This is a genomic window from Microcoleus sp. OTE_8_concoct_300 (assembly GCF_031383065.1).
GTDB lineage: Bacteria > Cyanobacteriota > Cyanobacteriia > Cyanobacteriales > Microcoleaceae > Microcoleus.
Genome location: NZ_JANMZH010000889.1, coordinates 1 through 16280 on the forward strand (window position 1 = coordinate 1; position 16280 = coordinate 16280).

Below are 16280 nucleotides of genomic sequence, written 5' to 3' on the forward strand. Positions count from 1 at the left end.
CCGCCCGTCCTTTTTGGACGGGCGGGACGCCCATCCCACAAACTTGTGGAAGTTATTTAATTCTCATTCCTTAGTTGGTAGGGTGCGTCAGCACAGAAATTTTGAATTTGCAGCTAAAATAATGCAAGCTGATGCACCCTACGAGTACAAACCAATTTATAGCGGTTCGATCGCGTGGTGAGGTATGCCCGATGCCCGATGCCCGATGCCCGATGCCCGATGCCCGATGCCCGATGCCCGATAGTACCTCATGTTACTGAGAAAGGCTATAATGAGGTGTTTTCGCCCTAGCAACTACAATCCCGATCGCACTTTCGGCTCTCCTAATATATCTCTGCAAGTCGTAAGCAACTGTCACCTCCCCAGCCGGCGAAGCGTGAATTAAACCCATATTCCCGTCAGCATTGCGGTAGACTAAACCTGTGTGGGTGACATCCAATCCTTTAACATCCGTCGCTACCGCTACAATATCCCCCGGTTTTAACTGAGAATAAAGACTTTTTATCTGATTTGTCGGGATGTAATAAACAGTAGTTTTGGCTAAGTCTGCTTCTTGGTTGACAATGCACTGATAAGTTGCTTCGTCTTTGACCATTTGCGGGTAACTGCTGCGGTGCTGGCTCATGAAATTTAGTGTTTTATTCATGGGTACTCCGCCTAATTCAGCGGTGATGTTTTCCACTGTTTGCCGTTTTTGATTGTCGTTAATCCATTCGGAAAAATAATGCAATCTGCTACAATAACCGTTGATTTTACCGTTTAAATACCGCTGTTCTTCTATGCGATTTACAAAATTTTGATAGTCGTAATCTTGTACTACTACGCCCCTGGCGATCGCCAAAACGGTTTCTACAAACAAAACGCAATCAAATTTATTCAACGTTACAATCAACTTTTCTTCGCCGGATTTGTCCAGCAAACCCTCGGCGTAGGGCAATCCTTGGAAATTATCCGCGATCGCCTGGACGATTTCTCCGATCGAGCGATCGTGCAAATTTTGTTTTTTTGCATACTGTACAACCTGTTCAAAACGTGCTATGTCTTCAGGTTGTGCAGCGGTTTTTCTCTCTGTATTATTTGAGTCTGGTCGTCTCGCCAGCACCGACAGCAATTCGGAATAGGAAATTTTCGGTAAATTGTTGAAGTCCCAAAACAAACTCGGGAAACTGGAAACAGTTTGCTTGTTGGTTACTTCCCCATTTGCGCTTTCTGCTGTCAACTGAGTTGCTACCTCCGCGCCCTGTCCTTCTGCTTGTCGCGAGACAAAATTTCCCGCAGCAGGTTGAGACTGAAATGGCCAAACATCAGGGATCAAAAAATTATTCCCTCCGGCGATCGCAAATCCCAAAACAGCCAGACTCCAAAAATTTCTCATGTTTTTCCAAGGATTTTGCTTCCACTGAGTGCTATCCTGAAATTTTTACAATTATTAGAAGTATAAATCAGCCTAGCAGACAGATAAAATTGGCAACAGCGGACTCGATCGACACACTTGTCATTTAGACGCCGCCCTATTATAAACTGATCGTGCGAGTTTGATACCACAACACTGTAATGCAAGTAGACCGCCGACGCAGCCCAATCGGGCCCCAACGCCCAATCCAGCCCCGACGCCAAAGCAGCGAGCGTCCAGTCCCATCTCGTCGCCCAAGCAGGGAGCGTCCAGTCCCATCTCGTCGCCCAATCCAGATCCGACGCCCCATAGACTTGTTGCAAAAGTCGCTCTCAATTCTTGAAATTATCTGCGTTAATCTGCGTTCATCTACCTTGTATCTGCGGTTGACCGATCGAGCAAAGATTCATGCAAGAGGTATAATCCAATCCCGACGCCAAAGCAGCCAGCGCCTAGTCGGGCCCCGTCGCCAAAGCAGCGAAGGCCCAGTCCCATCTCGTCGCCGAGTGAGGACGAAATTTTCTCGGCTAAAATACCGTAACATTTTGTGTTTAATTGGCGGGGCGATCGCGTTTTTTTGGCTCGTCACAATGCCCTTCAGAATTCGCCGTCCCCCAGAACCGCCAGTCATCTTGCCTCAACAGGCCATCTTGCCTCAAGAAGCACTCTCGCCGCCGACAATTCAAACATCGGAAAATTTAGCCGCTCGTCAAAGCGAGCCTACCTTCAGCTACAATATCAAAACACCTCCCAATCCTGTTTACTCTCAAGAATTGCAAGGGATTGTTGATGAAGCTGTGAACATTGCGACCAGCAAAGGGCTGCCTGCAGAATCCCTATCAATTACCTTAATGGATGTCAGCAATTCCCAAACTCACACCTTCGCCGGATATCAAAATCAAACTCTCAGATTTCCCGCTAGCGTTGCCAAGTTATTTTGGATGGCAGCCTTTTACTCAGCCCTAGAAAAAGGGCTAATTACCCAAAGAGAATCTGCCTTTAAAGACGACCTAGAACAAATGATTCGCGTCTCCAACAACGATGCTGCCAGCAGGATTTTAGACAAAATCACAGATACAAAATCCGGCGGACGGCTGGCAGGAGAAGAGTTGCAAACATGGCTTAAAAAGCGCACTCAAATTAACACATTTTTCCAGTCAGCAGGCTACAATGATATTCGTATAAGCACCAAAAATTATCCCATATACTATTTAAGACAAGAAGGGCCAATCGGTCGCGACTTGCAATTGCGGGGCGATCCTTCTGGGCCGATTCGCAATCAAGTAACTACGGACCAAGCCGCCAGATTAATATATGAAATCTATACTAGACAAGCGGTTTCTAGCGTCGCCAGCCGTAAAATGGCTTACTTGCTAACGAGAGACTTGGACCCCAAGGCGTGGAAAAAAGACCCTCTCAATTCGATACAAGGATTTTTGGGCGAATCTTTACCACCTAATATTTATTTTGGTTCCAAAGTGGGCTATACCTCCAAATCCCGCAGCGAAGCGGCATTTGTGAGAACTTTAGACGATCGCGCAATTTATATCTTAGTCGTTTTCGCAGACAATCCGGCTTATGCCAAGGACGAAACAGCATTTCCCGCAATTTCCCGATACGTTTTCGATCGGTTAAATGCTCGCGGACCAAGCAATTTTGAGGGGGAGAAGGCTCTAGGGGGAGAAGGTTCCAGGGGTGGACAATAGGGAATTCAAATATACAATTTAAATGTACAACAGGTTATCTAGTAGGACCGATGGACTCTGTTGGTATTGTAAAACTTCATTGAGTTTATAAGCAATTATAAACAATAATGGTATTATATTGTTGTGAGTGTTGAATAAGGAATACGCATAGCCCAAAAAACGCAAGTCTCAAATGCAACTAACAGAGAGGCACATCATTAAATCAACGGAACACCGTTTCGCCCAAATAGACGAACTAGCTTTCAAGTCCAAAAACCTCTACAATGCCACCAATTACGTCATTCGTCAGAGTTTTATTTATGGGTGGGGCTATGTCAATTACAACGAAATGAACCGATCGATGAAGTCTCACGAAGCATATAAGGCTTTGCCTGCTAAAGTAAGTCAGCAAATCTTGATGGTGCTAGACAAGAATTGGAAATCGTTTTTTGAAGCCGTTAAAGCTTACAAAGCTGACTCTTCAAAATTCACGGGTAGCCCAAAATTGCCAAAGTACAAAGATAAGACTAAAGGGCGAAATCTTCTCGTCTACACGATTCAAGCAATTAGCAGCAAACAGTTGAAGAAAGGAATCATTAAACTTTCCGGCACTGAACTTTCAATTAAAACCCAAGTCAATCCCAACCAGATTTGTCAAGTTAGACTAGTTCCGAAATGTGATTCCTATGTAATTGAGGTGATTTATGATGCTTGTACTGAGCGTAGTCGAAGTGAACCGGAGTCCACCCTTGGCAATGCCAACTCTGTAGCTAGTATTGATTTGGGACTGGATAATTTAGTGGCGTTAACTTCAAATCAGCCGGGATTTATCCCTTTGTTGATTAACGGGCGACCATTAAAATCGATTAACCATTTCTATAACAAACGCAAATCCCGATTACAATCCCAGTTAAAAGGGAATCGTCAAACCTCACCCAGGATTCAGCGATTAACTCGCTGTCGCAATCAGAAAGTTGATAATTACTTGCATCATGCTAGTCGTGTGATTGTTGCGATTTTAAATACAAAACAAATTGGGACGCTAGTAATTGGCAAGAATGCACAGTGGAAAACTGAAATTGATCTAGGGAAGCCAACCAACCAAAACTTTGTTAGTATTCCTCACTCTCGGTTAATTGAAATGTTGGAGTACAAAGCTCGGTTGGTGGGAATCACAGTAATTGTGCAGGAAGAATCCTACACATCGCGGGCCAACTTCGTGGGTCTAGACCCAATCCCTGTCTACGGGAAAACAGAAAAAAAGCCAATGTTTACTGGTAAGCGTATTAAGCGAGGTTTGTACAAAACATCGACTGGTCAGTTAATTAATTCTGATATCAATGCTTCGTACAACATCCTCAGAAAAGCAATCCCAAATGCCTTCAGCGATGGGATAGGGAGCTGCGTAGTTCAGCCGAGGCGGGTTAATCCGCTCAAAGTAAAAGTGAAGGGGGAGGGACTTGAAGCCTCCCATGCCTATAAATGACTATACTTTTACCAGCTATTAGGACTCATCTGATATCAAATCCGGTTCGATCCGAAGGATACCGCAGTGCAAGCCGGACGATCGAACTTCCGTCCTCTCTCCCCTGCAAAGCCCGGAGGCAAAACAATTATGAAATAATTGAGGGTATCGGACACAATTTAACTGGGGCGAAAGGATTCGAACCTCTGAATGGCTGGACCAAAACCAGCTGCCTTACCACTTGGCGACGCCCCAACGTCTCAACATTTACTATAGTAACACCCTGACACAGGTATCTGTCAAGCCTTTGGAGAATAAAATTTAAAAAATCTTTTTGAAACCGATCGCCCCCTGGTTTATTTTTTGACAGCAGCAGGGCGACGCAGCGGGATCTCAATCCAGAACTCTGCTCCCTGTCCGGCTTGGGAGATACACTTCAAGCTTCCTCCGTGTTTTTCCACCACAATCTGGTAGCTGATAGACAAGCCGAGCCCAGTACCCTTGCCCACAGGTTTAGTGGTAAAGAAAGGGTCAAACAAGCGGCATTTAGCTTTTTCCGCCAATCCCGGCCCGCTGTCGCGAATCCGAATCACCACAACTTGAGGGCTCGAGTTTCCTGACTCACCAGCCTCCGAGTCTCGGGCCATCACGGCCGTCGAGATTTTGATCGTCTTGGGTACGGGCTGATTTTCCAAAGAGTCGATCGCATTCCCCAAAATATTCATAAATACTTGGTTGAGCTGTCCGGGATAGCACTCTACCTTCGGCAAGTCGCCGTAGTCTTTAATTACCTCAATTCCCGGTATTAGCCCGTTTGGCTTCAAGCGGCTTTGCAAAATCAGCAGCGTGCTGTCAATCCCTTCGTGAATGTCCACCGGCTTCATATCGGCTTCGTCGTGCCGCGCGAAGTTCCGCAGAGACAGGACAATTTTGCGGATGCGTTCGGCTCCCATCTCTATTGAAGACAGAATTTTCAGCAAATCAGGGACTATGAATTCAACATCCATTTCTTCCCTTTTGCGGATAATTTCGTCGCAAGGCTCGGGGTAATGCTTTTGATACAAGTGCAGCAAATCCACCACATCTTTCACGTACTCCTTGCAATAAGTCAAGTTGCCGTAAATAAAATTAACCGGATTGTTAATTTCGTGGGCGACGCCGGCGACCATTTGACCGAGAGAGGACATTTTTTCGTTTTGGATGAGCTGAGCTTCTTTCTGCTGCAAACACTGCAAAGTTTCCGTCAGTTGGCGGGCTTGAGTTTGAGCGGCTAAGGCTGCCGCCCGGGTTTGGGCGTAAAGTTCGGCTTGGTCGATCGCGATCGCCAGTTGATCCACCACCGCTTGTAGCAATTCCACTTCGCTCGTCGCCCAGGAACGGCGGCTGCTGTAATGGTTGCAAACTACAGCACCCATTTGACCGGAGCGAGTCTTGAGCGGCAGCAGCAGGTTAGAAATAATCCCGAGACTGGTCAAAAAAGCTCGCGTGGCTGGTTCTATGCAGACTGCTGTTGCCGCGTCGCCGATCCGGAGCGTTTGGCGGTGACTAATTTTCTCGGCCAGCAGCGTTACTTGTTTGATCGGGTATTCTGTGAGCCGCTCTTTCAGTTCGGGATTTGCCGCCTCGTGGGTGATCGCAAAGCTTGGCTGCCCGTGCCGCGAGACTGAGTACCACAAAAAGTAGCACTGGTCAACCTGCAACAAGCTGCGAATTTCGTTGACAGCCGTATCTAAAATTTTGTCGAGGTCGAGGGAATTCCGCATCTGGCTGGCGATGCCCAACAGCAGCCCTTCCCGGCGGCTCAACAATTCTTCTCGGGCCGCGTGGCGATCGATAGCCACGGCGATAGCGTTAGCCATGCAGCCGAGAACTTCTAGCGCTCCCTCGCTTGCCAAAGCCCTAGTACACAGAGCCATCACTCCCACCAGCCGCTCCTCCACAATCAGCGGATAGGCAATGGCGCACAGAGACGGGTTCGACATGAGGCACACAGGAGCCGTTTGGAGTTTTCCCGGTTCTGGTCGCACCCAATATTCTATTTCCCGTTCCCACTCTTGGCTGCTGAATCCTGAATTTGCCTGCACTTCTAACCGCTCTGTCTGCGGGTTGAACGTCCATATCGTCGCCCCTGTGGCGTCGAGGTAATCTACCAGTGCCTCGGTGCAGCGGTTGAGGATAGCCGATATTTTCCCGCCTTGTCCGAGGGCTGCACCGATTTTAGCTTGCAGGGCTCCCAAGCGCGTGAGCTCTTGTAGCGACGCTGCCGTTAGTTGGCGCTCGGAGGTGTCCCGGGAGCCGGCAACGATTTCTCGGATTTGTTTGCTATCGCGAGCCTGCCGGATGCCCGCTGAATTTTCCCATAAATATTGAGATTTGCCTGTTTCCCCGAGCGTCGGGAGCTTTTTTCTTCGGTAGTATATTCTCGTGCCGCTCTGTGGCGTCTGTCCGGAACACAAGCTGGAGCCGTTCGAGCCACGAACTAACTCCGAGATTTGCTGGCTCTCGGAGGTGATATCTTCTACCTCTGGCAACTGTTTCTGCGCTTTGGCTAATTGCCAGCGCAGCTCCACCAAACTTGCAACTTGCCGACCCAAAGCTTCTATGGCTTCTATCGTTTCTTTTGTCAAGTCTCTGGGCACAGAGTCCATGACGGATAGCACTCCCAGCGTCTGCCCACCTGAGGTGACGACTGGGATTCCGGCGTAAAATTTCACGAAGGGGTAGGAAATAGTCAGCGGATGCTCGGCAAATCGCACCTCTGTGGAAGCGTCTCGGACAATGGCGGCGGGCCGGTCCTTGAAGGAATTTGCATTGATCGCAGATTCGGGAGCAACTGGCGGTTTTTGCAGGGGAATTGCCCGATCGAATTCCGAGTTTGAGTTTGAGCCAACAGCGAACTCTTCGGGAGTTTGGTCGATCGCGCGAGCGCAAAAATTCAGGTAACGATGGGCCAAAGTTTGATCGATACCTAACTGCGATTTCAACCAGTGGCGGTTACCGTCAATCAAGCTCAAGAAAGCAATAGGAGTTCGGCTCATCTGAGCTGCCAAGCCGACCAAATTGTCTAAGCACACCTCTGGAGCAGAGCCGAGAAGCTGATATAAGTCTATATTATGGAGCTTGAACACTTTTTTTTTACCAAGATACAAGGGTGATTTCATCATCTGTAAGTGCACGTTTAGTGGCTGGCAACCGCCCTTCTCAATACTTTCCAGAAAAGCCAGCTATGAATTTTGTGCCTTGAGGCCCAGAGCGCAAGTTCCGCCAAACGGCGGATTGCGCCGAACTCAGACTAACCTCTTGACTGACAGGGAAACTTTTGAGTTATGGGAGTTAGATCACCCCGATCTAAGACTGTATAAATTCTACTTCTAGTTGACTATGCTTTTGAATACCTCCGGCTCTCTAAATCTAAGAGCCTCTGTTGGGAGGAAGCACCTTTCCCAAATATATGGCGATTGCTTACCTGGAATTTTTTAATCAGTTTAATTTTATTTTAACAGACTTGTCTAATCGTGGGTAGCTGGCTTGCTGGTAGATTTAAATCATGGGTTTGTGTCACAATACCAGTGTCCTTTACCGAATCTGTGCCGCAGCCTGCGGTTCAACTACTGTTAGGAGATGAACTACAAAAGATTGCCCAAATGTTAAACTTTGTAACAATAGTTGCTCGAACTCGACCGTCTAGGGTTTCTGGGCCCGGATGCAGATTTGGCAACTGTTGTAATCGCCGATCGACCCCTCGGGCAATCACTTTTTTCGAGTTAGAGGTAAAAAAACAGGGGTAAAGTTTCTACTAACGCTCCAAGGGGGTTGGCAATTATTGCACAGAGGCAACTCTCAAAAAATGACGGCGGGAATTATGTTTTGTATTTTCTAGAACTATAAATAAACAGGGAGAAGAATATGCCTGCAAGTAGCAGTCAAGTACCAACTATTTTGGCAGTAGATGATAGCGTCGTGATGCAAGGACTTGTCAAACAGGCTTTAAGCAAAGAGTTTCGAGTTCTCGTGACCGACAATGCAGTGGATGCTTTGTCAACGATTTATCACGAACAAATTTCGGTTTTGTTGCTCGATGTTTCGATGCCTGGTATTGACGGATTGGAACTCTGTCGCACGGTGCGCAGCTTGCCTCAGTTTCAAAACTTGCCGATCATAATGCTGACAGCGCGAGATGGAGCATTTGATAAGGTACAGGGGCGTTTGGCCGGAGCAACGGAGTATTTAACTAAGCCGTTTGATGCTGATAAGTTGCGCGAGGTAATTGGTAAGTTTATCAAAATCAAATAATTGGACTTAGAAAAAAAGTTCAGTTTTGAGTAATTAATGAACTAAAAAGTTGATCTCGCCCGCCGGGAACCCCGACTTCTTTAACAAGTCGGGGGGCGGGGTATTCTGCACTATTTGCGGGGTAAGTCCTAAATTTTTAATTTGGCCAGGAGTAGGGGAGCGATCGCACTGACGGGTAGAACATATTGGGCGGCACCGAGGGCGATCGCTTCTTTGGGCATTCCGAAAACAACGCAACTAGCTTGGTCTTGCGCTATTGTCAACCCCCCGACTTGGGCGATCGCCAACATTCCGTCAGCACCGTCTCGGCCCATTCCTGTTAGTAAAACGGACGCCGCCGTCCGACCGTAAAATTTAGCAACTGACTTAAATGTTACCGTTATTGAGGGGCAGTGTCCCGCGAATTTATCAGCTTGAGAATAAATAAATCGCCCTTGAGAATCCAATTCTAAATGACGTTTTTCTGGGGGTAAATAAACAATACCAGCGTGCGGCACTTCCCCCAAATCAGCTATTTTAACCTGCAGTTTAGATTCACAAGCCAACCACTTAACCAATCCCTGCAAAAATCCTTCGCTGATGTGCTGGACGCAAATTACAGGCACTGGAAAATTAGCCGGAAGCTTAGAAATAATCGTGTACAGTGCTTGAGGCCCCCCTGTAGAAGCCCCTATAGCCAATACTTTAATAGTTGGAGATTTAACATTTTCGTTGGAGAACTTGTAATTAGGAACTGGTTCTTGGTTAATTTTTATAAGTGTGTTATTATCTTCTGTCTGCACCATTTTTTGACGCCGTGTAAATACTTTCACTCCTGAGAGTATTTTAATTTTAGCTATTAATTGATTAGCCAGGCGATCGTAATCTGATACCAACCCGCCAATCGGTTTCGGAAAAACATCCAATGCACCAGCCTTTAACAGTTGAAATACCTTCTGAGTATCCTCCACTTGCACTGAAGCACTAATTACTAAAATTGGTAGCGGAAATTTATTCATTACTTCTTGCGTGAATTCTAACCCGTTCATTGGTGCCATGTTCAAATCCGTACTGATTACTTCTGGGTGAAGTTTCGGGATTAATTCTAGTGCTTCTAATCCGTTGCAAGCGGTTCCTACCACTTGGATTTCTGGCGACGACTCAAAAATTCGTTTGAGGATGAGCGTAACTACTGGAGAATCTTCAACTAACAATAGTTTAATGGGCGATAACATCAGTTTGTGGGGAAATTGGGAATAGGAAATTGGGAATGGTAAATTGGGCATTGATGCACTGGAAATTTGGCACTGGACACTTGGTCTTGAGTCTTGCTAATTCGTAGTAAATAAGAAATGCCTAATGCCTAATAACTAATGACTAATGACTAATGACTAATGACTAATGACTAATGACTAATGACTAATGACTAAACTAACCTTTTTAGTGTCTCTACCAGCACATCTTGATTGAAAGTACCTTTAGGAATATAAGCATTTGCCCCGGCATCAGCCCCTCTTTTTTTATCTTCATCCGACGCCAAAGATGTCACTAAAATTATCGGCAAATCACTGTATTCTTTTTGCTGCCGAATCTTAACAGTCAGCGCCAAACCATCCAAATTTGGCATTTGTACGTCAGAAATCACTGCATCAAAATCGCGAGTTTTCAATTTATGGAAAGCATCCAATCCGTCTACCGCTGTCACAACTTCGTAACCCGCACCTTCCAGGATGCGCTTTTCTTGAGTGCGGGTGGCGATCGAGTCTTCTGCTAAAAGTATAACTTGTTTTTTGCTGACCGTCTCAATGGGCGATCGCGCACCAGAAACCCCACCCGACGAAACTTGCTGGCGTACAGATTTTATCAAATCGTGGGGATTGAGTACCATACAAACTTCCCCCGTCCCGAGAATCGTTGCACCAGAAACATTTCGCACCCGTTTCAGCAATTGACTTTGAGGTTTAATCACCACATCCTGTGCCTCAATCAAAGCATCTACAAATAATCCCACTCTTTCATCCCCGACTTTCAGAATAATACAAGACATTTTCCGAGAATTTGGATTCAGGGATTCTCCCTCTATCTTTCTGTTGAGTTCTCTCCCACTTTCCTGTCTCCACTCCCTATTTTTCGGCAGCAATTGTTTCTGGTTTAATTCTAGTACATCTGCCAAATAAGCAACTGATAGCGGCTGACCATCGGCAAGTATAGTTGCCTTACATTCCACGGGAAAAATATCAGAACAAGCAACCTGTTTGGCAGTGTCAACAAACTCAACTGGCAGCGCGTAAGCAAGATTTTCAACCGCTACAATTAATACATTTGCAGTAGCTATAGACGTGCTGAGTAGCAGTCGCAAACTGCATCCTTTTCCTGAGACAGATTCAACTTGAATGCTGCCTTTTAGTGCTTCAACATTAGTCCGAACTACATCTAAACCCACTCCCCGACCAGAGACTTCAGTAACAAATGTTCTGGTGGAAAAACCCGGAGAAAAAATCAGCGATTGAATTTGGCTTTCTGTCATGGTGGCGAGTGCTTCCTGCGTGCAGATTTTGCGCTTGACAGCACTTTGTTTAATGCGCTCGAGATTCAGCCCCTGGCCATCATCAGCAACTTCAATGATAATATTGCTAGCAGTATGGTAGCCTTTAATCCGGAGAGTAGCAGCGGGACGTTTACCGAGCTTCTTGCGTTCAGCGGCAGTCTCGATGCCGTGGTCGATCGCATTCCGGATCATGTGCATTAAAGGGTCTTTCATTTCTTCTAAAATGCGTTTATCAACTCGGATTTCCCCACCTTCTATGACTAATTCAACTTCTTTTCCTTCCCGCTTCGCCAAGTCTCTAACCGATCGGGGAAAGAGATTAAAAATAGTAGACAAAGGCAGCAGTCTGAGAGTGCGAATTCCTGAGCCTAATTCCTCCGCAATTAATTCGAGTCTGGCAGTATCTTCATCAACTCGATTGTTCAAGCGATTTACTAGAGTTCCCAGACTTTCTAAATGTTCTTCAGTCCGCTGGTAATAATTCTGTAACTGCATGACTATCGCCTTTTGTTGAGACCCTGTTTTATCATTTTCTATTTGATGAAGAGCCAACCGATTTATCAAAGCTTCTCGGCTCCAATCTTCCCACAAAGTTGTGAGCTTTTCGAGAGCTGCAAGTCGGTGTACTACCCGAGTTTTGGTAACAGTAAGTTCACCTGCTTGAGTCATTAAATCGTCTAAATTTTGGGTAGCGACGCGAATTGTTTCTATGCGGTAAGACGAACTCAAAGAACCGTTAACAGTGGGTTGAGAAGCAGATACAGCAGCGGATCCAGAAGCGGCCGGCAACTTTTGAGATTCCAGCAGCAATTCTTGCTCGGATGGTAGCGTCAACAAAGAGGAATTATTATATAAATCAGTGGCGAAAGAAGTTTCACTGTTTGTTTCTGGTGGCGGCGTTTCTGAATCAGTAAATTGCGTTTTTACTAATTCTTCTTCTGGTACTTGTGTAGATTCTGGCTCTGCATTCGGGGCGACTGGCAGGGGCTGGTTAGAAGCACCCATCATGGTAGCGAGTACGTAAAATGTATTGACGCCGGAATCTTGGCCAGTGACGGCTTCGTCAACGAGTTTGCGGAGGGCGTCTAAACCTTGCGAAAGTCGATCCCTAAGATCTAGATCTAGTTGAGTTTCTCCCCGCTTGACACCTCCCAAAAGATGCTCCATTTGATGAGCTAAAGATGCTACATTTTTTACCTCCAGCATCCCAGCATCGCCTTTAAGAGAATGGGTTTCCCGCAGCAATTCTTCTAACTTAGCTAAGTCGTCTGGGTGTTGTTCCAAGTACAGCAATCCATCGTCTAGTTTCTGCAAGTGTTCTTGACTAGCGATTTTAAATACATCTCGGAGTTCTTCATCTTCAATCATATATATCTTTCGGTAATGGGTCATCGGTAACTGGTCATCGGTAACTGGTCATCGGTAATTGGTAATCGGTAATTGGTAATTCTTCCTTAATTACTTCTATCCGTTAAATGCCGATTCACTGCGCGTTGCCGGACTTTTTTATCACAAAAAAAAGATGCTGCCCTCCATGGAGGGCAGCTACTCAAATAAAGCATCTTAAAGTCTCTCAAAACTTTAGAATTAACCTTCAGACATTCCTGATTTATTTGGCAATTGCAAATCATCCGGATCTACATAGTGACAAACTGCTTTGTCCATGCAAATCAAGGCCCAGCCGGATTTATCGATGCTCATCAACTTATAAGAAGCTGGCTGAATAAAGAAACCTTTGTGGTTGCGGGTTGCTGGTTTGATGTTAACGTGGCTGTCAGTGCTCATGTTTTTACAACTCCTAGATAGTTATCGTAGTAAAATCTGAAAACCGCTAAGCGGGTTTGTCAATCGTCTAAGTTTTCAAATACTAGCACTGACTTCCTGAGTTTTCCATAAAGTTATTTATTGATTTATTACGAGATCGTAATAAACCGCAAAGCCTATTTCGTCGCTCCCCGCCCCGCAGTCGAATTGTTTGCGCAGTTACGGCTCCAGAAGCCACTGTTTAACGCGGGCGAGACTCTTCCAGTCCGGTTTTCTGCTTAATCCTTCTTCAAAATTTTTTTTAACTTCGTCGAGCAACTCTTCGGAAGCCATCAGCAGTTGCTGAGCCACTTCTACGTGGGGGCGCACTCCTTTTTCTTTGAGTTCAAGGATTGCTACTGCTAAATTGATGCGAGCTTGGGGGTCGTGAGGGTTCAATTTAACGGCGGTTTTTGCTGCCTTTTGAGCCGATGCGGGTTTATTTTCTAAAAGGTAGAGCCACGCGAGGCTAGCCCAGGCATTGCCATTTTTGGGAGCTTTATCGCACACTTCTTTAAACACGGGGATCAGATTAGCCGGGGCTTCGCCAGCTTGGTAGCGATCGAAACCGTCTTTAAATAATTCTTCAGGGGTCATTCGATTTTAGATTTGGGATTTGAGATTTTAGATGGGAAAGAGCATTGGGTGCCGGCCTCCGCAAGGCAGTCGGAGGCATTCTCAGCAATTAGCAATTACCAATCCCCAATGCCCTATTTTCCGATTTATGTGGAAAAGGAACTGCCACAGCCGCAAGTTTGAGTTGCGTTGGGGTTAGTAAACTGAAAGCCGCCCCCGATCATAGCATCGCTGAAGTCGAGAACTAAACCGTAGAGATAAAGAATGCTCTTGCGATCGCAAACTACCTGAAAACCGTCGTAGTCGAACACTTCATCGTCAGATCTCACAGTGCTGGGGTCTGCGAAATCCATCACGTAAGACATACCAGAGCATCCGCCCTGGCGCACCCCTACCCGCAAGCAGAGGTCTTTACCTTGTTTTTCTCTCAGAGCTAAAACTTGACGGACAGCAGAGTCCGTCATTTGAATTCCCCGCTTTTGTGAAGTGGCTTGAGTCATAATTGGCCGAACTCCTGAGATTGTCTAATGCTAAGAGTTTAATCTTATCCCTCCATTGTACAGGCATTCGCCATCCGGCATAAGGTTAGATGCTGAAGGCAGAATTTTTACCTTCTAATTTTTAATTCCCGTAGGGCCTCGTTCCCCAGCTTGATGTCCTCTCCCCCTATAGGGTTTATGATTGAGAAGCAGCGGTTGACCGGCTACCGGCACCGCAACAATGCTTCACCCAACGGGCTTACTCTATGGCAGCGCTGAATCGCTCTACTCTTCGTCGGCTACAAAACTTACCTCAAATTCCCAGCGTGTGGGAGGGCGACCGCCGACCCTTATCTAATGCTGACTCGCACATGATGCTAGAGGACGACGACGCTCCAGAAGAAGGTGGCGAGTGCATTCTCTGGGTGGACGGCTCTGAAGGCGTCGTCAGGGCTATGGACATGGTAGGCCCAGATGCCGGCCCAGAGGCGATCGTCCGGGCCCTGCTACGGGCAATGGAACATCCCCAAAGTCCGGCTCCCGCAGTCCGCCCCCAAAAAATAGTAGTCAAAAACCGAGAAATTCAATTTTATCTGCGGGGCGTACTTCAAGATTTAGGCATTTCCATTGACTACGTGCCGGAATTGCCCCTAATTGACGAAATATTTCGCGGCATGGAAGAGGTGGCGATCAACAGACCTCCTGAGTTGCCCCCTCAGTATGCTGAAGTTTTAATCGAAAAAGCTGCTCACATTTGGCACGATGCTCCGTGGCGGACTTTGAGCGAACACCAAATTATATCTATTGAAATCAATCAGTGGGATGTCGCCAGCCTCTACGTGTCCGTATTGGGGCAAGGCAGAATGGATTACGGAGTTTTACTGTACCGCTCTCTAGAATCCTTGAAGCGGTTTCGAGAACGAGTCGTCAACGATGAATCTTTTGAAGATTTAGAACAGGCTTTTTTAGGGCAAGACTGTTTGTTTCTCACCTTTGAAAGTGCCACCGATATTGATGAGGACGACGAAGAAGAAATTGATTTAGCCGATTTACCTCCATCGGAAATTGAACCAAATTTCGGCAACCTGCATCCTTTAGAAGGATTGCGATCGATTCTTTACGAAGAAGAAGCCCTCACGATGTTAGTTGCTCTCGAAGCATTTCACCGCTTTTTCCGCAACAGCCGCCGGAAATTGGGAGCAGAGACGTTTCCCAATCTCAACAGTCGCTACCGCATCCCAGTTCCGCAGTCAGATGGAGAAATTCAACAGGTATCCGTTAAAGTTTCGACAATGCCCGAGGTGTCCGAGGAATTATTACAGATGCTCGGTGATGACGATGATGATGACGATGATGATGATGAATTTGAAATGCCACTGCTGCGGGACGATTTGGTGCCGCAAAATTCATTTTTGAGTCTCGGTGCCGTACCTTGGGAAACCGTAGAATTTCTGCGCACAACTGTCCAGTTTCACCAAGCGGCAGAAATTGATATTAATACCGCCGGAGATGGTTTGCCGGTGGTGATGATCCAAACTTCTCATCCGAAGGCGAAAACTATGATTCAGGATTTGAAAGAAGCTGGAGGGGTGAAGGCAATTGGTTTTAATCCGGGCGAAAATCCTTTTGAGGATGAGCAATACGACTTGGGTATTTTGCAAACTAAAAATGGGGATCTGTATTTGTTTGGGGAGTTTAATGAAAATGATCCGGTGCATCAGGAAGCTCGCCAAAAGTGGGAGCGTCGCTGTAAACTTACCAACGGTTGGTGCGGTTTGGTAATTGCTAAAGGCTTGATGGGTGCTTCTCGCGGTCAGCCTCAGTTTAAGGATATGGTCGCTTTGTTTGAGGTGCGCTGGGTGTCTGCTAAAGAGTTGGGAATTGGGCCACTTCAGTTGATGCCGATGTTTTAAAGTTAGTTGACTGTTGACTGTTGACTGTTGACTGTTGACTGTTGACTGTTGACTGTTGACTGTTGACTGTTGACTGTTGTGAGAAGGAAGAGGTAAAAGTAATTTGTAAGGTGCGCCGCAGCGCACCGTAGTTTTTAAATTATTCA

Annotated in this window: 12 protein-coding genes and 1 tRNA gene; 5 read left to right on the top strand and 8 right to left on the bottom strand. The window is 46.3% G+C overall.

Going from position 1 to position 16280, the window contains the following annotated elements:
• The coding region (locus ACUVJL_RS38650; protein WP_445250649.1) for a hypothetical protein at window positions 1-181 on the top strand (181 nt) is incomplete at its 5' end.
• 72 nt (window positions 182-253) lie between these two features.
• On the opposite strand, the gene ACUVJL_RS38655 is transcribed toward ACUVJL_RS38650, so the two are convergent.
• Window positions 254-1375, bottom strand: coding sequence for an N-acetylmuramoyl-L-alanine amidase-like domain-containing protein (locus ACUVJL_RS38655; RefSeq protein WP_445250650.1), 1122 nt, complete (start codon window positions 1373-1375; stop codon window positions 254-256).
• 179 nt (window positions 1376-1554) lie between these two features.
• On the opposite strand from ACUVJL_RS38655, the gene ACUVJL_RS38660 reads away from it, so the two are divergent.
• Window positions 1555-3099 carry a serine hydrolase gene (locus tag ACUVJL_RS38660; RefSeq protein WP_445250651.1) on the top strand — a complete coding sequence of 515 codons (1545 nt, stop codon included), beginning with the start codon at window positions 1555-1557 and terminating at the stop codon, window positions 3097-3099.
• A gap of 172 nt (window positions 3100-3271) precedes the next feature.
• Window positions 3272-4564, top strand: coding sequence for an RNA-guided endonuclease InsQ/TnpB family protein (locus ACUVJL_RS38665; RefSeq protein ID WP_445250652.1), 1293 nt, complete (start codon window positions 3272-3274; stop codon window positions 4562-4564).
• 162 nt (window positions 4565-4726) lie between these two features.
• Here the strand turns inward: ACUVJL_RS38665 and ACUVJL_RS38670 are convergent.
• Both ACUVJL_RS38670 and ACUVJL_RS38675 read right to left on the bottom strand, forming a co-directional pair.
• Window positions 4727-4798 (bottom strand) — tRNA-Gln (locus tag ACUVJL_RS38670).
• A 101-nt stretch (window positions 4799-4899) separates the two neighbouring features.
• Window positions 4900-7581, bottom strand: coding sequence for a GAF domain-containing protein (locus ACUVJL_RS38675; protein WP_445250653.1), 2682 nt, complete (start codon window positions 7579-7581; stop codon window positions 4900-4902).
• 868 nt (window positions 7582-8449) lie between these two features.
• Between ACUVJL_RS38675 and ACUVJL_RS38680 the strand changes: the two genes are divergently transcribed.
• Complete coding sequence (locus ACUVJL_RS38680; protein WP_445250654.1) at window positions 8450-8836, top strand: response regulator; 387 nt, start codon at window positions 8450-8452, stop codon at window positions 8834-8836.
• Window positions 8837-8964: 128 nt separating this feature from the next.
• Here the strand turns inward: ACUVJL_RS38680 and cheB are convergent, their stop codons facing one another.
• The 5 genes from cheB to ACUVJL_RS38705 all read right to left on the bottom strand — a co-directional run bounded on the left by cheB (window position 8965) and on the right by ACUVJL_RS38705 (window position 14242).
• Window positions 8965-10050, bottom strand: a complete 1086-nt coding sequence (gene cheB, locus ACUVJL_RS38685; RefSeq protein ID WP_445250659.1) for a chemotaxis-specific protein-glutamate methyltransferase CheB — start codon at window positions 10048-10050, stop codon at window positions 8965-8967.
• A 191-nt stretch (window positions 10051-10241) separates the two neighbouring features.
• Entirely contained in the window at window positions 10242-12731 is a 2490-nt protein-coding gene (locus ACUVJL_RS38690) for a hybrid sensor histidine kinase/response regulator (protein WP_445250655.1), read from the bottom strand.
• 219 nt (window positions 12732-12950) lie between these two features.
• Window positions 12951-13148, bottom strand: a complete 198-nt coding sequence (locus tag ACUVJL_RS38695) for a hypothetical protein (RefSeq protein WP_006632682.1) — start codon at window positions 13146-13148, stop codon at window positions 12951-12953.
• Window positions 13149-13346: 198 nt separating this feature from the next.
• Window positions 13347-13763, bottom strand: a complete 417-nt coding sequence (locus ACUVJL_RS38700; RefSeq protein ID WP_445250656.1) for a tetratricopeptide repeat protein — start codon at window positions 13761-13763, stop codon at window positions 13347-13349.
• Between the two features lie 125 nt (window positions 13764-13888).
• Window positions 13889-14242: a HesB/IscA family protein gene (locus tag ACUVJL_RS38705; RefSeq protein WP_445250657.1), complete on the bottom strand. Its 354-nt coding sequence runs from the start codon at window positions 14240-14242 to the stop codon at window positions 13889-13891.
• Between the two features lie 245 nt (window positions 14243-14487).
• Here ACUVJL_RS38705 and ACUVJL_RS38710 point away from each other — a divergent pair, with 245 nt between their 5' ends.
• Window positions 14488-16134 (top strand): DUF6930 domain-containing protein, encoded by a 1647-nt coding sequence (locus ACUVJL_RS38710; protein WP_445250658.1) that lies wholly within the window; start codon window positions 14488-14490, stop codon window positions 16132-16134.
• The last annotated feature ends 146 nt before the right edge of the window (window positions 16135-16280 follow it).